This window comes from Falsiroseomonas ponticola, from assembly GCF_016805305.1.
In the GTDB taxonomy this organism is placed as follows: Bacteria; Pseudomonadota; Alphaproteobacteria; order Acetobacterales; family Acetobacteraceae; genus Falsiroseomonas; species Falsiroseomonas ponticola.
In genome coordinates this window covers 238,119-255,653 of the sequence record NZ_JAERQN010000010.1, presented here as the reverse complement: position 1 = coordinate 255,653, position 17,535 = coordinate 238,119, and the positions used below count along the sequence as shown (strand labels likewise).

Annotated in this window: 20 protein-coding genes; 14 read left to right on the top strand and 6 right to left on the bottom strand. The window is 72.2% G+C overall.

Annotated features, from left to right (window positions below):
- Window positions 1–47 precede the first annotated feature (47 nt).
- The gene (gene hutU, locus JJI54_RS25075) at window positions 48–1,718 is read left to right on the top strand and encodes a urocanate hydratase (RefSeq protein WP_203076144.1); all 1,671 of its coding nucleotides are present in this window, start codon (window positions 48–50) and stop codon (window positions 1,716–1,718) included.
- Window positions 1,719–1,720: 2 nt separating this feature from the next.
- Here hutU and JJI54_RS25070 read toward each other — a convergent pair whose 3' ends face one another.
- Window positions 1,721–2,167, bottom strand: coding sequence for a hypothetical protein (locus JJI54_RS25070; protein ID WP_203076143.1), 447 nt, complete (start codon window positions 2,165–2,167; stop codon window positions 1,721–1,723).
- Window positions 2,168–2,259: 92 nt separating this feature from the next.
- On the opposite strand from JJI54_RS25070, the gene hutH reads away from it, so the two are divergent.
- The 4 genes from hutH (at window position 2,260) to JJI54_RS25050 (ending at window position 5,820) form a co-directional block, all read left to right on the top strand.
- Window positions 2,260–3,762: a histidine ammonia-lyase gene (gene hutH / locus JJI54_RS25065; protein ID WP_203076142.1), complete on the top strand. Its 1,503-nt coding sequence runs from the start codon at window positions 2,260–2,262 to the stop codon at window positions 3,760–3,762.
- Entirely contained in the window at window positions 3,759–4,988 is a 1,230-nt protein-coding gene (hutI, locus tag JJI54_RS25060; protein ID WP_203076141.1) for an imidazolonepropionase, read from the top strand. Before hutH ends, hutI begins: the two co-directional genes overlap by 4 nt.
- Complete coding sequence (locus JJI54_RS25055) at window positions 4,985–5,407, top strand: PaaI family thioesterase (RefSeq protein ID WP_203076140.1); 423 nt, start codon at window positions 4,985–4,987, stop codon at window positions 5,405–5,407. The genes hutI and JJI54_RS25055 overlap by 4 nt, the downstream gene beginning before the upstream one ends.
- A gap of 194 nt (window positions 5,408–5,601) precedes the next feature.
- The gene (locus JJI54_RS25050) at window positions 5,602–5,820 is read left to right on the top strand and encodes a DUF465 domain-containing protein (protein ID WP_164692824.1); all 219 of its coding nucleotides are present in this window, start codon (window positions 5,602–5,604) and stop codon (window positions 5,818–5,820) included.
- Between the two features lie 360 nt (window positions 5,821–6,180).
- Here JJI54_RS25050 and JJI54_RS25045 read toward each other — a convergent pair whose 3' ends face one another.
- Window positions 6,181–6,546, bottom strand: coding sequence for a winged helix-turn-helix transcriptional regulator (locus JJI54_RS25045; protein WP_203076139.1), 366 nt, complete (start codon window positions 6,544–6,546; stop codon window positions 6,181–6,183).
- A gap of 54 nt (window positions 6,547–6,600) precedes the next feature.
- Here JJI54_RS25045 and JJI54_RS25040 point away from each other — a divergent pair, with 54 nt between their 5' ends.
- The gene (locus JJI54_RS25040; protein ID WP_203076138.1) at window positions 6,601–6,927 is read left to right on the top strand and encodes a nuclear transport factor 2 family protein; all 327 of its coding nucleotides are present in this window, start codon (window positions 6,601–6,603) and stop codon (window positions 6,925–6,927) included.
- On the top strand, window positions 6,927–7,706 hold the full coding sequence (locus tag JJI54_RS25035; protein ID WP_203076137.1) for an SDR family oxidoreductase: 780 nt from the start codon (window positions 6,927–6,929) through the stop codon (window positions 7,704–7,706). The genes JJI54_RS25040 and JJI54_RS25035 overlap by 1 nt, the downstream gene beginning before the upstream one ends.
- A 2-nt stretch (window positions 7,707–7,708) precedes the next feature.
- On the opposite strand, the gene JJI54_RS25030 is transcribed toward JJI54_RS25035, so the two are convergent.
- The 3 genes from JJI54_RS25030 to JJI54_RS25020 are packed head-to-tail and all read right to left on the bottom strand — an operon-like array spanning window position 7,709 to window position 10,321.
- Complete coding sequence (locus JJI54_RS25030; protein WP_203076136.1) at window positions 7,709–8,611, bottom strand: DMT family transporter; 903 nt, start codon at window positions 8,609–8,611, stop codon at window positions 7,709–7,711.
- Between the two features lie 31 nt (window positions 8,612–8,642).
- On the bottom strand, window positions 8,643–9,350 hold the full coding sequence (locus JJI54_RS25025; protein WP_203076135.1) for an MOSC domain-containing protein: 708 nt from the start codon (window positions 9,348–9,350) through the stop codon (window positions 8,643–8,645).
- A complete protein-coding gene (locus JJI54_RS25020; RefSeq protein WP_203076134.1) occupies window positions 9,347–10,321 on the bottom strand; it encodes a Bug family tripartite tricarboxylate transporter substrate binding protein in 975 nt (324 codons plus the stop codon). Before JJI54_RS25020 ends, JJI54_RS25025 begins: the two co-directional genes overlap by 4 nt.
- Window positions 10,322–10,405: 84 nt before the next feature.
- Here JJI54_RS25020 and JJI54_RS25015 point away from each other — a divergent pair, with 84 nt between their 5' ends.
- From JJI54_RS25015 to JJI54_RS24995, 5 genes are all read left to right on the top strand, one after another.
- A complete protein-coding gene (locus JJI54_RS25015) occupies window positions 10,406–10,885 on the top strand; it encodes an RrF2 family transcriptional regulator (RefSeq protein ID WP_203076133.1) in 480 nt (159 codons plus the stop codon).
- A 196-nt stretch (window positions 10,886–11,081) separates the two neighbouring features.
- On the top strand, window positions 11,082–12,101 hold the full coding sequence (locus JJI54_RS25010) for a sulfate ABC transporter substrate-binding protein (protein WP_203076132.1): 1,020 nt from the start codon (window positions 11,082–11,084) through the stop codon (window positions 12,099–12,101).
- A complete protein-coding gene (cysT, locus tag JJI54_RS25005) occupies window positions 12,098–12,916 on the top strand; it encodes a sulfate ABC transporter permease subunit CysT (protein WP_203076131.1) in 819 nt (272 codons plus the stop codon). Before JJI54_RS25010 ends, cysT begins: the two co-directional genes overlap by 4 nt.
- A gap of 19 nt (window positions 12,917–12,935) precedes the next feature.
- Window positions 12,936–13,766 (top strand): sulfate ABC transporter permease subunit CysW, encoded by an 831-nt coding sequence (cysW, locus tag JJI54_RS25000; RefSeq protein WP_318987579.1) that lies wholly within the window; start codon window positions 12,936–12,938, stop codon window positions 13,764–13,766.
- On the top strand, window positions 13,763–14,791 hold the full coding sequence (locus JJI54_RS24995) for a sulfate/molybdate ABC transporter ATP-binding protein (RefSeq protein ID WP_203076129.1): 1,029 nt from the start codon (window positions 13,763–13,765) through the stop codon (window positions 14,789–14,791). The genes cysW and JJI54_RS24995 overlap by 4 nt, the downstream gene beginning before the upstream one ends.
- A gap of 4 nt (window positions 14,792–14,795) precedes the next feature.
- Here the strand turns inward: JJI54_RS24995 and JJI54_RS24990 are convergent, their stop codons facing one another.
- The gene (locus JJI54_RS24990; protein WP_203076128.1) at window positions 14,796–15,125 is read right to left on the bottom strand and encodes a hypothetical protein; all 330 of its coding nucleotides are present in this window, start codon (window positions 15,123–15,125) and stop codon (window positions 14,796–14,798) included.
- A gap of 198 nt (window positions 15,126–15,323) precedes the next feature.
- Here JJI54_RS24990 and JJI54_RS24985 point away from each other — a divergent pair, with 198 nt between their 5' ends.
- Entirely contained in the window at window positions 15,324–16,679 is a 1,356-nt protein-coding gene (locus tag JJI54_RS24985; protein ID WP_203076127.1) for a CmpA/NrtA family ABC transporter substrate-binding protein, read from the top strand.
- A 4-nt stretch (window positions 16,680–16,683) separates the two neighbouring features.
- On the top strand, window positions 16,684–17,535 hold the full coding sequence (ntrB, locus tag JJI54_RS24980; protein ID WP_203076126.1) for a nitrate ABC transporter permease: 852 nt from the start codon (window positions 16,684–16,686) through the stop codon (window positions 17,533–17,535).

The window sequence follows — 17,535 nt, the reverse complement described above, 5'->3', positions numbered from 1 at the left end:
AATCCGGGGCATCGGCAATGCTGGATCGCCTCGACCGGGAGCCCCTCATGTCCGATCCGCGCCGCCGCAACGCGCCTGCCATCCGCAGCCCCCGCGGCCTCGACCTTTCCTGCCGCCATTGGACGACGGAAGCCGCGATGCGGATGCTGATGAACAATTTGGATGACGAGGTGGCGGAGAAGCCCGGCGACCTCGTCGTCTATGGCGGCATCGGCCGCGCGGCGCGCGACTGGGAGAGCTATGAGCGCATCGTCGCCACGCTGAAGCGCCTCAACGACGACGAAACCCTGCTGGTGCAGTCAGGAAAACCCGTCGGCGTCTTCCGCACCCATGCCGACGCGCCCCGCGTCCTCATCGCCAATTCCAACCTCGTCCCCCGCTGGGCGAGTTGGGAGCACTTCAACGAATTGGATCGCAAGGGGCTGATGATGTACGGCCAGATGACGGCCGGTTCCTGGATCTATATCGGCTCCCAGGGCATCGTGCAGGGCACCTACGAGACTTTCGTCGAGGCCGGCCGCCAGCATTTCGGCGGCAGCCTCAAGGGGCGATGGATCCTGACGGCCGGCCTCGGCGGCATGGGCGGCGCGCAGCCCCTGGCCGGCGTCTTCGCCGGCGCCTCGGTCCTCGCCGTCGAATGCCAGCCCAGCCGCATCGAGAAGCGGCTCGAGACCCGCTACCTCGACCACCGCGCGGACACGCTGGATGAGGCGCTGGCCATGATCCGCGCCGCCACGGCGGAGGGCCGCGCCATCAGCGTCGGCCTGCTCGGCAATGCCGCCGATGTCTTCCCCGAACTGGTCAGGCGCGGCGTGGTGCCCGACATCGTCACCGACCAGACCAGCGCCCATGACCCCGCCAATGGCTACCTCCCCGCCGGCTGGACGCTGGCGCAATGGGAGGCGATGCGCGAGTCGGATCCCGCCGCCGTCGCGGCCGCCGCCAAGAAGTCGATGGTCGGCCATGTCCAGGCCATGCTCGACTTCAAGCGCATGGGTTCCGCCGTGCTGGACTACGGGAACAACATCCGCCAGATGGCGAAGGAGGAAGGCCTCGCCAACGCCTTCGATTTCCCGGGCTTCGTCCCCGCCTATATCCGCCCCTTGTTCTGCCGCGGCGTCGGCCCCTTCCGCTGGGCCGCCCTGTCCGGCAACCCCGACGACATCCGCAAGACGGATGCGAAGGTGAAGGAGCTGATCCCCGACGATCCGCACCTGCACAACTGGCTCGACATGGCACAGAGGAGAATCGCCTTCCAGGGCCTGCCCGCCCGCATCTGCTGGGTCGGCCTCGGCCAGCGGGACCGCCTCGGCCTGGCCTTCAACGAGATGGTCGCGAAGGGCGCGATCGGCCCCATCGTCATCGGCCGCGACCATCTCGATTCCGGCAGCGTCGCCTCCCCCAACCGGGAGACGGAGGCGATGCAGGATGGATCGGATGCCGTCAGCGACTGGCCTCTGCTCAACGCGCTGCTGAACACGGCGTCGGGCGCCACCTGGGTGTCCCTGCACCATGGCGGCGGCGTCGGCATGGGATTCTCCCAGCATGCCGGCATGGTCATCGTCGCCGATGGCACGGAAGCCGCCGCGCGCCGCCTGGCCCGCGTGCTGTGGAACGACCCCGCCACGGGCGTGATGCGCCACGCCGATGCGGGCTACGCCATCGCCATCGATTGCGCGCGGGAGAAGGGGCTCGACCTGCCGATGCTGGCGCGATGAGCCTAGGCGTCGCTCCAGAGGATCGCGACCTGGCCGCCCGCCGGCTGCGCCTCGATCCGCTTCAGCCGGTTCATGTCGGATTTGTGGACGATCAGCGTCACCGTCAGGCCGGGATTATTGGCGAAGATGGTGTTGATCAGCCCATCGAAGGCGGTGCCCGGCGCCAGATAGAGGTTCCATTCGGCCTGGGCGACCACGTTCAGGCCATGCGGCCCCTGGTTGGCCTGCAGCAGCGGATCATAGTCATCCATCCGCGCCCGCCAGGTCGCATAGGTGGTGAAGCTGCGCTCTCGCCGCGCCCGCCGCTGCGTGAAGGCATGCCAGATGGCGGCCGGCGTGATGATGCCGTTCTGCCGCGCGCGCCGCGCATGCTGGCGCGGGCTCAGATTGATGGCCAGGAACGCGAAGGGCACCTTCACCAGGTCGCCCAGACCCATATGCGCCGGCACGCACCGCCTCCACCGCTCGTGACTGCCCCGCCTTCTAGGCGAGTTGCACCAAGAACTGCAACCATAACGTGCATTCCTGAAGGGCTCCACCCGTGATCACACCCGGCGCCGCCACCCTTCCCCAGCTCCGCGCCCTCATGCAGGGCGGCCCCGCCGAACTCGCCCCCGGCTGGCGCGCCGTCACCCAGGCCTCCGCCGATGCGCTGGCGCGCCGGCTGCAGACCGGGGAGGCGCTGTACGGCGTCAACACCGGCTTCGGGAAACTCGCCTCCACCCGCATCCCGCCGGACCGGCTGGCCAGGCTGCAGCTCAACCTGCTGCGCAGCCACGCCGCCGGCACCGGCGCCTTCCTGCCCGCCCCCGTCGTGCGCCTCATCCTGGCGCTCAAGGCCATGTCCCTGGCGCGCGGCGCCTCCGGCGTGCGGCCCGCTGTCGTGGACAGCCTGCTGGCCCTCCTCGCCCATGATGTCCTCCCGGCCATCCCCGCCAAGGGCTCGGTCGGCGCCTCCGGCGACCTGGCGCCGCTCGCCCACATGTCGCTGGTGCTGATCGGCGAAGGCGAGGCCTTCCAGGGCGACCAGGTGCTGGACGGCACCCAGGCCCTGGCGCTGGCCAATGTCGCGCCGCTGGAACTCGGCCCGAAGGAAGGGCTCGCGCTGCTGAACGGCACCCAGGTCTCCACCGCCATCGCGCTGGCCGGGCTCTTCGCGGCGCAGGACCTTCTGCGCACCGCGCTGATGGCCGGCGCCATGTCGGTGGATGCCGCGCGGGGTTCGGACACGCCCTTCGACCCGCGCATCCATGCGCTGCGCGGCCAGCCCGGCCAGATCCGTGCCGCCGCCACGCTGCGCGCGCTGATGGAAGGCAGCGCCATCCGCGACAGCCACCGGGAAGGCGACAGCCGCGTGCAGGACCCCTATTGCCTGCGCTGCCAGCCCCAGGTCGCCGGCGCCTGCCTCGACCTGCTGGACAACGCCGCCGCGGTCCTCGTCCGCGAAGCGAACGCCGTCACCGACAACCCCCTCGTCACCGCGGAGGGCGATGTGCTGTCCGGCGGCAATTTCCATGCGGAGCCCGTCGCCTTCGCCGCCGACACCATCGCGCTCGCCATCGCGGAGATCGGCGCCATCAGCGAACGCCGCATCGCGCTGCTGGTCGATCCCGTGCTGTCCGGCCTGCCCGCCTTCCTCGTCGCCGAGGGCGGCATCAATTCCGGCTTCATGATCGCCCAGGTCACCGCGGCCGCGCTGGTGGCGGAGAACCGGGCGCTCGCCACGCCGCGCAGCGTGGACAGCCTGCCCACCAGCGCCAACCAGGAAGACCATGTCAGCATGGCGACCAACGCCGCGCTGCGGCTCGCGGAGATGGCGGACAACCTCGCCACCATCCTCGCCATCGAACTGCTCTGCGCGGCCCAGGGCCTCGATTTCCACGCGCCGCTCCGCTCCTCCGCCGCCATCGAGCAGGCCAAGGGGCTGGTGCGCGGCGTGGCAGCGACCTGGGATGGCGACCGCTTCATGGCCCCCGACATGGCGGCGGTGAAGCGCCTGGTGCAGCATGGCGCCTTCGCCTCGCTGGTGGACCTTCCCGCATGAGCTTCGACCGCGTCTGGCTGGACGCCAACCTCGCCACCATGATCCCGCGCGCCGGTGGCGCGACGATGCCACGCGGCGACGACCCGCTCGGCATCATCGAGGATGGCGCCATCGCGTCCAAGGATGGACGCATCGCCTGGGTCGGCCGCCGCGCGGACCTTCCTTCCTCCGCTGCCAGCGTCACGCGCTGCGACGGCGCCTGGATCCTGCCCGGGCTGATCGACTGCCACACCCACCTCGTCTTCGCCGGCGACCGCGCCCGGGAATTCGAGATGCGGCTGGAGGGCGCGAGCTACGAGGAAATCGCGAAAGCCGGCGGCGGCATCCTCTCCACCGTCCGCGCCACGCGCGCGGCGACGGAGCAGGCGCTGATCGACAGCGCCCTGCCGCGCCTCGACGAATTGCTGGCGCAGGGCGTCACCACCGTCGAGATCAAGTCCGGCTACGGCCTCGACCTGGAGACGGAGGCACGGATGCTCCGCGCCGCCAGGGCGCTGGGCCGCCGGCGCGACGTCGCCGTGACGACGACGCTGCTCGCCGCCCATGCCGTGCCGCCGGAGTACCAGGGACACCGCGCCGATTTCGCCCGCCATGTCGCGGACGCCATCCTCCCCGCCATCGCGGCGGAGGGCATCGCCGATGCGGTGGACGCCTTCACCGACAGCGCCATCGGCTTCACGCCGGCGGAGACGGAGGCGGTGTTCCTCGCCGCGCGCGCGCTGGGCCTGCCCGTGAAGCTCCATGCCGACCAGCTGCGCGACGATGCCGGCGCGGGCTTGGCCGCGCGGTTCGGCGCGCTCTCCGCCGACCACATCGAATACGCAAGCGCGACGGGCATCGAAGCCATGGCCCGCGCCGGCACGGTCGGCGTGCTGCTGCCCGGCGCCTACTACTTCATCCGCGAAACCCACCTGCCGGACATCGCGGCGATGCGCGCGGCGGGGCTTCGCATGGCGCTGGCGACGGATTGCAACCCGGGCTCCTGCCCCTCCCCCAACCTGCTGCTGATGCTGAACCTCGGCTGCACCCTGTTCCGCCTGACGGTGGCCGAAGCCCTGGCCGGCGTCACCACCCATGCCGCCGCCGCGCTCGGCCTCCCGGATCGGGGCGCGCTGGCGCCGGGGCTGCGCTGCGACCTCTCCCTCTTCGCCATCAACCGCCCCGCCGAGCTCTGCTACTGGCTGGGTCGGAATCCCTGTATCGGCCGCATCGTGGTGGGCCAGTGAGTCCCGCCGACCTCACCGCCCGCGTCCGCACCGGCGTGCCGCTGGCCGGCGCCTGGGGGGTGGAGGTGCTGGAAGCCGGGGACGGCCGCGCCCTGCTCCGCCTGCCGCAGCGCGACGACCTGCTCCGCCCCGGCGGCACCGTCTCCGGCCCCGCCCTGATGGGCCTGGCCGATGTGGCGATGTGGGCGGCGCTGCTGACCCTGACCGGGGGGCGGGATGAGAGCCTGACCGCCAGCCTCTCCATCACCTTCCTCCGCGCGCCGCCCCCCGGCGCCGTGCTGGCGGAGGCGCGCGTCATCAAGAAGGGGCGGACGCTCTCCTATGGCGAGGTGACGCTGCGGGCGGAGGGTGCGGCCGAGCCCTGCGCCCATGTGACCACGAGTTGGGCAGCGGTGCCCCGACTTTCGAGCACGGGATGAACCGGGGCTAAACCGTTGCGACAAAACACTCAACCGTGTCGCATTACAGTCTTGAAATCGCCACGGGCCGGGTCCAGCCTTCCATCCGAGGCCCGGGCCCCTCTGGCGGGCTGCCCCCCGGCATCCGCGATGTCGGGCCTCCCACTGAACCGCCGCGCCCCCGCGCAGCGACGGCATGAGGAGGTCTGGGGACTATGGACGGCAGCTTACCGCCCGGCAGCACCCTGATGGGTCGCCTGGTGGATCGCCTGGCGGATCTGGAGCGGCTGATCGCCGCCGAACGGTCGCGCGGCGTGCCCGATGAGGCGGCGATCCGCCGCCTGACCCGCGAACGCCTTCTGGCGCGGGACCGGATGGCCGCCCTGATGGGCTGCGCCATGCCCCGCTGGGCCAGGCAGGACCCGGAGCCCTAGGCAGTCTTGAACCGTCGCGACTGGCTGGTGGTGGGCGGCCTTTCCATCATCGCCATGGTCGCGGGGTGGCCCCGCATCCGGGACTGGCCGGTCATGCGGTACCTTCGTGGGGAATGCGGGTGGCGTTGCCGCACGCCCCCCCGCCCGGCGCCCTGACCCGCGAATATGCTGGAATACCGGCCGCGTTCGGGCTATGTTCTCCCCATCAAGCGCCACACCCATGCCCGCTCAAGCACTCCCCCCGAGGGCGGGAGGGTGATCGGGGCGTGCATCGCCCAGGCACACCCCGCGAAAACGGTGCTAAACCCGCATAAACGGCATAATCGGCTAAATCGGGTTAGCGACTAAAAAGCCACACCCCTACCGCGCCGCCTCCACCCAGCGCAGCAGCCCGTCCAGCGCGGGACAGAGCGCCTGGCCCCATTCGGTCAGGTGATACTCCACCTTCGGCGGCACCTGGGCGTGGACGACCCGCGCCACCAGCCCATCGGCCTCCAGCTGCCGCAACTGCTGGATCAGCATCTTCTGCGACACGCCCGGTATCGCCCGCTCCAGCTCCGAGAAGCGCCGCACCTGCCCGCCGAAAAGCTGGAACAGGATCACGAGCTTCCATCGCCCCTCCAGCATCCGGATGACGCCCTGCACGCCCTCGGCCGCGGATTGGGCCGTGTAGGCCGGGCGCTCACCGGCGGGTAAGTCCCTTACTTCCTGGTTCGTTCTTGTCATGCCGGCACCCTGGACCGAGCTTTCCCGCGGCACAAGCAACGCCGGAGACTGGCCATGACCCAACCCCTGCCGCCCCCGATCGCCGCCTATGCCGCCGCCAATGCCAGGCTGGATGCGGCCGGCATGCTGGCCCCCTTCGCGCGGGATGCCGTGGTGCGGGACGATGGCGGCACCCATGCGGGGCGGGACGCCATCCGCGCCTGGATCGCGGGCGCGACCATCGCGGCCCGCGCCGTCTTCACGCCACGGCGCTGGCACGCGGAGGCCGGCGGGATCGTCGTGGAGGGCCTGACCAGCGGCGATTTCCCGGGCAGCCCCATCGCCTTCACCTTCCGCTTCACGGTCCGCGACGACGCCATCGCCGCGCTGGAGATCGCGTGATGGCCGAGGGGCGCGAGTTCGAGGGCCGCCGCATCCTGGTCACCGCCGGCAGCAAGGGAACGGGCCGCGCCACCGTGGCCCGCTTCCTCGCCGCCGGCGCCCGCGTGATGACCGCGGCGCGCCAGCCGCCCGCGGACCTCGCCGGCGCCGCGTTCATGGCCGCGGATTTGACGACGGCGGAGGGCGCGCGGGCGCTGGCGGAGGCCGCGATGGAGCGCCTCGGCGGCGTCGATGTACTGGTCCATGTGCTCGGCGGCTCCGGCGCCCCCGGCGGCGGCTTCGCGGCGCTGACGGATGACCATTGGCGGGCCGAGCTCGACCTCAACCTGATGCCGGCCGTGCGTCTCGACCGCCTGCTGGTGCCGTCGATGGCGGCCCGGGGTTCGGGGGCCGTGATCCATGTCGGCTCGATCCAGCGCCGCGTGCCGCTGCCCGACTCCACCACGGCCTATGCCGCCGCCAAGGCCGCGCTGACGACCTACAGCAAGGCGCTGTCGAAGGAGGTCGGGCCCAGGGGCGTGCGGGTGAACACCGTCTCCCCCGGCTGGATCTACACCGAGGCGTCGGAAGCCCTGGTCGAGCGCCTGGCCGCCAGCGGCGGCACCACGCCGGAGGCGGCGCGGCAGGCGATCCTGGAGGCGCTGGGCGGCATCCCCATCGGCCGCCCCGCCAGGCTGGAGGAGGTGGCGGAGCTGATCGCCTTCCTCGCCTCGGACCGCGCCGCGGCGATCCATGGCGCGGAGTACGCGATCGATGGCGGCACCGTGCCGACGATCTAGCCTCAGCGCGCCGCGCCGCGTCGCCCGGTGAACAGCACCGCCCCCAGCATCGCCGCCACCGCCAGCGCGACGCCGGCGACCTTCAGCGGGCCGAGGCTCTCGCCCAGCAGCGTGACGGAGAGGATGATCGCCGCCACCGGCATCATGGTCGAAACGCAGGCCGCCCGCGTGGCGCCCAGGTATTCCGTGGCCTTGGCATAGAGGCTGATGGCGATGACGGAGGACATGATCCCCTGCCCGCCCATCTGCAGCGCCGCGTCCCGCCAGGACAGGTCCGGCACCGCGCCGAAGCCGAGCAAGACCCAGGGCGGGATCACCACCAGGGCGGAAATGGCGCAGATCGCCGCCGTGGCCGGCAGGGCCGGGATGGACCAGCGCCGCAGCAGCACCGTGAAGCCGCCCCAGATGGCGCCCGCCAGGAACAGCAGGATATCGCCCCGCCAGGCCCCGGGATGGTCCCCCCGCAACCCGTCCCAGCCCAGCAGCAGCAGCCCCAGCGCCAGCCCCGCCAGCGCCACCACCCGCCCCCGCGTCGGCACCTCCCCCAGCGCGGGAATGGCGAAGAGCGCGCCCGTCACGGCCGCGGTGATGGGCGCGATGGTCCCGCCATGCGTCGCCGGGGCGAAGACCACGCCGCCGCCGAACAGCAGCGAATTGCCGAAGCCCCCGCAGCAGGCCAGCACCAGCAGCCGCCAGGGCCCGACCCGCGCCAGCGCATGCCGCCCGCGCCAGGCGAAGGGCAGCAGGATCAGCCCCGCCGTGGCGAAGCGCAGCACGGACAGATCGAGCGGCGAGAACCCCGCCAGCGTCCCCGCCCGCGCCACCACCGCCTGGCTGCCCCAGGTGATGGCCGCGGTGAGGCCGAAGAACAGCCCGAGGGCGAGGTTGCGTCGGGCTGCTGTCACCCGGCGGGTGTAGCCCGCGCGCCCCGGCGCCTCAATCCAGCAGCGCCACAGCATCCCCCACGCGGATGGCGCCGCACGCGGCCGTCGCGGCATAGAGGCCGACGCAATTGTCGAAGTGGTGGATGACCGTCTTCTGGACCGAGGGATCGCGCGCCGCCGTGTCCGGGTCCACCTGCACCATGGCGCAGCGCGGGATGCCTTCGTTCACCAACAGGCTGGCGCCGCTGGCGAAGGCCAGCCGCCTGCCCTTCAGCGCCTCCTCCGGCTCCTCGGTGTCGATCAGCACGTTCAGCCGGAAGCGCCGCGGATCGAGCGCCGCGCCATGCAGCGCATCCACCAGGCCGAGCCCCGTGGTGGTGCCGATCGAGACCGGCATGGTGTCGAAGACCCCGCGCCCCACCTGCATCAGGCCGATGGGCTGGCCGGCCGCCGCCGACAGCCGGGCCAGCAGCGCGGGGTCGTGCAGGTCCAGCTCCTCCCCCTCCGGCGTCAGGACGCTGACGGCGCTGGTCCGGGGGTCCTCGGGCTCGCGGTAGCGGGGCTGGAACAGCACCATCGGCGCCACGATCCGCGCCGTCAGCCAGGGGAAGCGGCCGCGTTCCTCCAGCCGGTGGAAGGCGTATTGCCGGTCCCCCAGCAGGCCGGGCCAGCGCAGCTCCAGCGCGTCGCGCGCCTCGCCGCCCATGGATTTCACGGGAAAGCGGCGCAGGTCCCGGACATGGCCGATCACGCGGCTCATTCGGGCGTGATCCCGGCGCGCCGGATCACGGGTTCCCATCGCGCCCGTTCCTCCTGCGTCGCGGCCGCGGTGGCGGCGGCGCCGAGGAAATCGGGCTCGAAGCCGCGCTCCCGCAGGCGCTGGGCGAAGGCCGGGTCGGCCACGCTGTCGCGCACCGCGCCCTCCAGCGCCGCCACCACCGCCGGCGGCGTGGCGGCGGGGGCGTAGAGGCCGTACCACAGCTCGGCGATGAAGCCGGGCAGCGCCTCCCCGACGGTCGGCACCTCGGGCCAGCCGGGGATGCGCGCGCGGGTGGTCACGGCCAGCGCCCGCATGCGGCCGTCCCGCACCAGCGCCTCCACCGACCCGGCGGAGGTGAAGAGCATCTGCACCTCGCCGCTCACCACCGCGGCGATGGCGGGGCCGCCGCCGCGATAGGGCACGCCGGTGATGCGCGTGCCCGCCATCTCGTTGAACAGCTCGAAGGCCAGGTGCTGGCTGGTGCCGGCGCCGGGCACGGCGCAGTTCAGCGCGCCGGGCCGCGCCTTGGCCGCCGCGATCAGCCCGGCCACGTCCTGCGCCGCCAGGTCCTTGTGCACCACCAGCATCATGGGCGTGCTGGCCGGGCGCGCCACGGCGGCGAATTCCCGCCGGCTGTCATAGCCGGGGCTGCGGAACAGCACCTCGTTCACCGCCAGGCTGCTGCCGGTGAACAGCACCGCATAGCCATCCGGCGCGGACTGGGCGACGGCCACGGCGGCGATGTTGCCGCCCGCGCCGCCCCGGTTCTCCACCACCACCGGCTGGCCCAGCGCCTCCTGCATCCGCTGCGCCAGCAGCCGGCCGAGGATGTCCGTGCCGCCACCCGGGGGGAAGGCGACGATCAGGCGCACGGGGCGCGCCGGGAACCTTTCCTGCGCCGCCAGCGGCAGCGCCGCCATGGACAGCCCCGCCCCCAGGGCGGCCCGGCGCGTCATCCCGGTCACGGACATGAATCTTCCTCCCCAACGCCGATTTCGGAGCATGAACCCGCTCCCAGGCTTGGCCCCGCCCCGCCTGGCATCGTATGAGAAGACATGCTGACGCAGAAGGCCAAGTACGGTCTGAAGGCATTGTCCGTGCTGGCGGAGGCCGGCGCGGCCGCCCCCGCGCGCCGCGCCACCATGCCGATCCATGAGATCGCGGAGCGTGCCCGGGCGCCGAGGAAGTTCCTGGAAGCCATCCTGCTCGACCTGCGGCGCCACGGCTTCGTGGACAGCCTGCGCGGCAAGGCCGGCGGCTACGCCCTGGCCCGGCCCGCGACGCAGATCGCGCTGTCGGACCTGATCCGCGCCATCGACGGGCCGCTGGCGCCGATCCCCTGCGCCAGCCTGACCGCCTATCGCCCCTGCGTCGATTGCGTGGAGCCCGCGGATTGCGCCATCCGCCGCGTGATGCGCCAGGTGCGGGACGCCACCGCGGAAATCCTGGACGGCACCATGCTGGCCGACATCGCCACCCCCACGCCGCGCCCCGCCGTGACCGCCCTGCTGGAGGCGGTGACGGAAAGGGCTTGATCGAATCCCCATCATCCCGATAGGGTTTCGGCGACCCCGGTGATCCCGGGCCACCCGACCCTGACGGAGGATGCCGTGGCCGTGCCCAGCGACACTTCCTGTCGGCCCTGTTGTCGGCGCGCCGAGACCCCCTCGCGCCTGCCCTGAACCGCGCCCCGCGCGCGGCCCGACGACATCCCTGACGGAGTGACCCCCGATGCCGAAGACCGGCCTCGCGCTGCCTCGCCGCGCCCTGCTGGCGGCTGCGCCCTTCATCGCCACCGGCGCCAGCGCCCAGGCGCCGCTCACGCTGCTCAACGTCTCCTACGACCCGACGCGGGAGCTGTACCGCGACTACAACGCGGTCTTCGCCCGCAACTGGCAGGCGCAGTCCGGCCAGGCGGTGCGCATCAACACCTCCCATGGCGGGTCGGGGCGCCAGGCGCGCTCCGTCATCGATGGGCTGGCGGCGGATGTGCTGACGCTGGCCCTGGCCTATGACGTGGACGCCGTGGCGGAACGCGGCCTGCTGGCGCGGGACTGGATCTCGCGCCTGCCCAGCAACAGCGCGCCCTACACCAGCACCATCATCTTCCTGACGCGCAAGGGGAACCCGAAGGGCATCCAGGATTGGGGGGACCTGCTGAAGCCCGGCGTGTCCATCATCACGCCCAATCCCAAGACCTCCGGCGGCGCGCGCTGGAACTACCTGGCGTTCTGGGCCTGGGCGCTGCGCCAGCCCGGCGGCAGCGCCGCGACGGCGGAGGAAGCAACGGCGCGGCTGTTCCGCCAGGTGCCGGTGCTGGATACCGGCGCGCGCGGGTCGCTGACCACCTTCGCGCAGCGCGCCCAGGGCGATGTCTTCCTCTCCTGGGAGAACGAGGCCCATCTGGCGCTGCAGGAATTCGGCGCCGACAAGTTCGACATCGTCTATCCCCGCTTCTCCATCCTCGCGGAGCCCAACGTCGCGGTGGTGGACCAGATCGTGGACCGCCGCGGCACGCGCGCGGTGGCGGAGGCCTATCTGCGCGGCCTCTACACGGATGAGGGCCAGGCCATCGCGGCGCGGCACTTCTACCGGCCGCGCAACGCCGCCGTGCTGGCCGCCAACGCATCCCGCTTCCCGGCCATCGACCTCGTCACCATCGACGATGTCTTCGGCGGCTGGACGGAGGCGCAGCGCACCCATTTCAACGATGGCGGCGTCTTCGACCGGATCTACCGGCCGGGACGATGACGGCCAGGGCGATCCCCGGCTTCGGCCTCTCGATCGGCATCGCGCTGCTCTGGGTCTCGCTGATCGTGCTGGTGCCGCTGCTGGCGCTGGCGGTGAAGCCCTGGGAGATGGGGGTGGCGGGCGTGCTGCGCTCGCTCTCGGAGGAGCGGGTGCTGGCCTCGCTGGCGCTGAGCTTCGGCACGGCGGCGCTGGCGGGTCTCGCCAGCCTGCCGATCGGGCTGCTGCTGGCCTATGCCATCGTGCGGCTGCGCTTCCCGGGCCGGCGCATCCTGGACGGCATGGTGGACCTGCCCTTCGCGCTGCCGACGGGGGTGGCGGGCATCGCGCTGACCGCGCTCTTCGCGCCGAATGGCTGGCTCGGCGCGCCGCTGGCCGCGGCCTTCGGCTGGAAGATCGCCTTCACGCCGGCGGGCATCGTGGTCGCGCTGGTCTTCGTGGCGCTCCCCTTCATCGTCCGCACGGTGGAGCCCGTGCTGCGGGACCTCGGCAGGGATGCGGAGGAAGCGGCGGCGACGCTCGGCGCCACGCGGCCGCAGGCGCTGGCCCGCGTGGTGCTGCCGGCGCTGGCGCCCGCGCTGGTCTCGGGCTTCGGCCTCGGCTTCGCCCGCGCGGTCGGTGAATATGGCAGCGTCATCTTCATCGCCGGCAACATGCCGATGGTGAGCGAGATCGCGCCGCTGCTCATCGTCATCCGGCTGGAGCAGTTCGACTATGCCGGCGCGGCCGCGGTCGGGCTCGCCATGCTGGTGCTGTCCTTCGCCGTGCTGCTGGCGCTGTCCGTGCTGCAACGCCTGCTGCGGCGAGGTCGCGCATGAGCGCGCGGATATACCTCGCGTGAGCGCGCGGTTCCGCCCAGCCGCCGAGGATTCGCGCCCCGCCCGCGCGCTGCTCGTGCTGGCCGCCATCACCATCGGCGTGGTGATCCTGGCCCTGCCGCTGGCCGCCGTGTTCACGGAGGCGCTGCGCCGTGGCTGGGGCGTGCTGTGGGACGCGCTGGCGGAGGAGGATACCCGCGCCGCCATCCGCCTCACGCTCGTCGTCGCCGCCATCACCGTGCCGATCAACACCATCGGCGGGCTCGCGGCCTGCTGGGCCATCGCCAAGCACGATTTCCCGGGCAAGCGGCTGCTGGTGGTGCTGGTGGAGCTGCCCTTCAGCGTCTCGCCCGTCATCTCAGGCCTCGTCTTCGTGCTGATCTTCGGCGCGCAGGGCTGGCTCGGCCCCTGGCTGCAGGCGCGGGACGTGCAGATCATCTTCGCCCTGCCCGGCCTGGTGCTGGCGACCATCTTCGTCACCTTCCCCTTCGTCGCCCGCACCGTGCTGCCGCTGATGCAGGAACAGGGGCGGGAGGAGGAGGAAGCGGCGGCCACGCTCGGTGCCTCCGGCTGGCAGATCTTCCGCCGCGTCACGCTGCCCAACATCCGCTGGGCGCTGCTCTCCGGCGTGCTTCTCTGCAACGCGCGCGCCATGGGCGAATTCGGCGCCGTCTCGGTCGTTTCAGGCCATGTCAGGGGAATGACCAACACGATGCCTTTGCATGTCGAGATCCTCTACAACGAATACCAGTTCGCCGGCGCCTTCGCGGTGGCCGCCCTGCTGGCGCTGCTGGGCCTGGTGACGCTGGCGGCGAAGACGGTGCTGGAACGGCTGGGGCGCGCGGCGTGACGGTCTCGGCCAGTGGAATCATCCGCCGCTTCGGCGATGCCGCGGCGCTGGACGGCGCCGACCTCTCGGTGCGGGAGGGTGAGCTGGTGGCGCTGCTCGGCCCCTCCGGCTCCGGCAAGACCACGCTGCTGCGCGTGATCGCGGGGCTGGAGGGCATGGATGCCGGCACGCTGCGCATCGCGGGCCAGGACATGGCCGGCGTCCCGGCGCGGGAACGGGGGATCGGCGTGGTGTTCCAGCACTACGCGCTGTTCCGGCACATGAATGTCGCGGACAACATCGCCTTCGGCCTCGATGTCCGGCCCCGCGCCACGCGGCCCGAACGGGCGGAGGTCGCGCGGCGCGTCGCGGCGCTGCTCGACCTCGTGCAGATCCCCGACCTCGCGCGGCGCTACCCGGACCAGCTGTCAGGCGGCCAGCGGCAGCGGGTCGCGCTGGCCCGGGCGCTGGCGATCGAGCCGCGGCTGCTGCTGCTGGACGAGCCCTTCGGCGCGCTGGATGCGCTGGTGCGGCGCGACGTGCGGCGCTGGGTGCGCGGGCTGCAGGAACGGCTTGGCATCACGACCATCCTGGTGACGCATGACCAGGAGGAAGCCATGGAGATGGCGGACCGCGTGGCGGTGATGGAACGCGGGCGCGTCGTGCAGTTCGATGCGCCGGACGCGCTGCTGGAACGCCCCGCCACGCCCTTCGTCGCGGGCTTCATCGGCGATGCCGCGCGGCTGCCCTGCCGGGTCGAGGGCGGGGTGGCGCATTTCGACCCGCTGCCCATCGCCCCCCTGCCCGTGGCCGCGCCCGATGGCCCCGCCACCGCCTTCCTCCGCCCGGCGGAACTGCTGGCGGAACCCGGCGGCGGCGCCACGGTGCGGCTGCTGCGCCCGCAGGGGGGCGGCGAGCTTCACCTGGTGGTGGAGGCCGCGGGCCTGGTGCTGGATGCCCGCGCCGCGCCCGGCGCCAGCCTGGCCCGCGGCGATGCCTGCCGCCTGGTGCCGCGGGGCGGAAGGGTCTTCCCGGCCGGCGCCTGACGCTTCAGGACACCGGCGGGCCGCAGCGGCGCCACACCGGCTCGATCGGGCCGTTCGCCGCCTGCACCCGCACCGCATTCTCCCCCATCAGGCGGAGATCGACGCGCCCGCCGCCGCCCGGCTCCCCGGCCGGGGCGGTGTAGCTGAAGCCGTGGCGGTCATAATCGCCCGACATGCGCGCCCCGCCCGGGGAGAGCAGGTTCGGCCCCTGGATGGTCAGGCGCAGCCCGCCGTCGCTGCACCAATGGCCATCGATGGCATCGGCGCGCGCCTGGCCGGGCGCCAGCGCCACGCCGCCCGCGAGGGCGAGAAGGGGAAGGGTGATACGGGCCATGGCCGTGCCTCCTGAAGCCAGGGGAGGCTAACGCGCGGGCGCGGCCGGATGCCAGCGCCATGCTGCATGCAATGCGACCGGACTGCCTACTTCCTGGGCATCCGCGTCGCCGCCTCCGGTCCGATGGCGTCGAATCCCGCCATGCGCGCGCGCGGCACGGCGGTTGCAACCGGCGGCAGGACCCAGGGAGCCTCCCCCATGCGCCGACTGACCGCCAATCCGCTCGACCCGAAGACGCGCCTGAACCGCTGCGGCTGCGGCCAGCATGGCAGCGCGATGGAATGCGCCGGCGCCGCGCCCTCCGCCGAGCAGGCGATGGCGGAGGTGGCGGAGGGTGCCGTGCTGCGCGCCACCTTCCGCCACGGCCCGACCCGCCGCGCGCTGGTGGAGCGCTTCGGCGCGGCGACGGTGCTGGCGGCCCTCGCCTCCGTCTTCCCGCTGGATGCCGCGAAGGAAGCGCTGGCCCAGCCGGCCGGCCAGCCGGAGAAGCGCGACCTCAAGGTCGGCTTCATCCCCATCACCTGCGCCACGCCCATCATCATGGCGCATCCCATGGGCTTCTATCAGCGCCACGGGCTGAACGTGGAGGTGGTGCGCGCCGCCGGCTGGGCGGTGATCCGCGACCGCGCCATCGCCCGCGAATTCGATGCCGCCCATATGCTGAGCCCGATGCCGCTCGCCATGTCGCTCGGCGTCGGCGTGGCGCAGCCCATCCCCTTCGCGGTCGCCGCGATCGAGAACGTCAACGGCCAGGCCATCACGCTGGCGACCAAGCACCGGGAGCGGCGCAACCCGCGCGACTGGCGCGGCTTCCGCTTCGCCGTGCCCTTCGACTTCTCCATGCACAACTACCTGCTGCGCCACTACCTCGCGGAGAACGGGATCGATCCCGATCGCGACGTGCAGATCCGCGCCGTGCCGCCGCCCGAGATGGTCGCCAATCTCCGCGCCGACAACATCGACGGCTTCCTCGGCCCCGATCCCTTCAACCAGCGCGCCGTCTTCGACGGCGTGGGCTTCATCCACCTGCTGACGAAGGAGCTGTGGGATGGCCATCCCTGCTGCGCCTTCGCCGTGCCGCGCGCCATGATCACGGAAGCGCCCAACACCTTCGCCGCCCTGATGCGCGCGATCGTGGAGGCCACCGCCTATTCCGCCAAGCCCGAGAACCGGCGAGAGGTCGCGACCGCGATCAGCGGCGCCAACTACCTCAACCAGCCGGAGACGGTGGTGAACCAGGTGCTGACCGGCACCTATGCGGATGGGCTCGGCCAGGTGCGCCGCGTGCCGGACCGCATCGGCTTCGACCCCTTCCCCTGGCATTCCATGGCGATCTGGATGCTGACGCAGATGCGCCGCTGGGGGCAGCTGCGGCAGGATGTGGACTACGCGCAGGTGGCGAGCCAGGTGTTCCTCGCGCTCGATGCCGGGCGCGCCATGCGCGAACTCGGCCTGCCCGTGCCCGGCAGCGCGTTGCGCACCGAAACCATCATGGGCCGGACCTTCGACCCGGCGAACCCGGCTGGCTGGACCGAGCGCGCGATCCGCAGCTGATCCCATGCAGGCACCAGTACCGTTCTGGCGTGCGGCGGCGCTGTCGCTGCTGATCCTCGCCGTCTTCCTCGGCGGCTGGGAAGCGGCGATCCGCGCCGCCACCACCGCATCCGGCCCGGCGGTCGATCCCGAATACGCGGCGCTGATGGGCCAGGCGGCGGCGACGGGCGGGCAGACCGCCATGCCGGCGCCGAGCGACATCGCGAAGCGGCTGTGGGAGCTGCTGCGCGACCCCTTCTATGTCCGCGGCACGAATGACCAGGGCATCGGCGTGCAGATCGCCTATTCGCTGGCCCGCGTCGGCGCGGGCTTCGGCCTGGCCGCGATCGTCGCCATCCCGCTCGGCTTCGCGATCGGCATGTCGCCGCTGCTGAACGCGGCGCTGAACCCCTTCATCCAGGTGCTGCGGCCGGTCTCGCCGCTCGCCTGGATGCCGCTCGCACTCTACTCCATCAAGGACAGCTCGATCAGCTCCGTCTTCGTCATCTTCATCTGCTCCATCTGGCCGATGCTGCTGAACACCGCCTTCGGCGTGGCGAGCGTCCGGCGCGAATGGCTGAATGTGGGACGGACGCTGGAAGCGGGGCCGTGGCGGACGGCGACGCGCATCATCCTGCCGGCGGCCGCGCCCACCATCGTGACGGGCATGCGCATCTCCATCGGCATCGCCTGGCTGGTGATCGTGGCGGCGGAGATGCTCGTGGGCGGCACGGGCATCGGCTACTGGGTCTGGAACCAGTGGAACAACCTCTCCATCGCCGACATCGTCATCGCCATCCTGATGATCGGGCTGGTGGGGCTGGCGCTGGACCGGCTGCTCGGGCTGCTCGCCCGCGCCGTCGCCTGGGCGGAGTGA

Bases quoted from the DNA above. Each gene is read 5' to 3' on its own strand.
- hutU (WP_203076144.1), top strand. From the start codon at position 48: ATGTCCGATCCGCGCCGCCGCAACGCGCCTGCCATCCGCAGCCCCCGC.
- hutI (WP_203076141.1), top strand. From the start codon at position 3,759: ATGAGCTTCGACCGCGTCTGGCTGGACGCCAACCTCGCCACCATGATC.
- JJI54_RS25050 (WP_164692824.1), top strand. From the start codon at position 5,602: ATGGACGGCAGCTTACCGCCCGGCAGCACCCTGATGGGTCGCCTGGTG.
- JJI54_RS25045 (WP_203076139.1), bottom strand. From the start codon at position 6,546: ATGACAAGAACGAACCAGGAAGTAAGGGACTTACCCGCCGGTGAGCGC.
- JJI54_RS25040 (WP_203076138.1), top strand. From the start codon at position 6,601: ATGACCCAACCCCTGCCGCCCCCGATCGCCGCCTATGCCGCCGCCAAT.
- JJI54_RS25035 (WP_203076137.1), top strand. From the start codon at position 6,927: ATGGCCGAGGGGCGCGAGTTCGAGGGCCGCCGCATCCTGGTCACCGCC.
- JJI54_RS25025 (WP_203076135.1), bottom strand. From the start codon at position 9,350: ATGAGCCGCGTGATCGGCCATGTCCGGGACCTGCGCCGCTTTCCCGTG.
- JJI54_RS25020 (WP_203076134.1), bottom strand. From the start codon at position 10,321: ATGTCCGTGACCGGGATGACGCGCCGGGCCGCCCTGGGGGCGGGGCTG.
- JJI54_RS25015 (WP_203076133.1), top strand. From the start codon at position 10,406: ATGCTGACGCAGAAGGCCAAGTACGGTCTGAAGGCATTGTCCGTGCTG.
- JJI54_RS25010 (WP_203076132.1), top strand. From the start codon at position 11,082: ATGCCGAAGACCGGCCTCGCGCTGCCTCGCCGCGCCCTGCTGGCGGCT.
- cysT (WP_203076131.1), top strand. From the start codon at position 12,098: ATGACGGCCAGGGCGATCCCCGGCTTCGGCCTCTCGATCGGCATCGCG.
- JJI54_RS24990 (WP_203076128.1), bottom strand. From the start codon at position 15,125: ATGGCCCGTATCACCCTTCCCCTTCTCGCCCTCGCGGGCGGCGTGGCG.
- JJI54_RS24985 (WP_203076127.1), top strand. From the start codon at position 15,324: ATGCGCCGACTGACCGCCAATCCGCTCGACCCGAAGACGCGCCTGAAC.
- ntrB (WP_203076126.1), top strand. From the start codon at position 16,684: ATGCAGGCACCAGTACCGTTCTGGCGTGCGGCGGCGCTGTCGCTGCTG.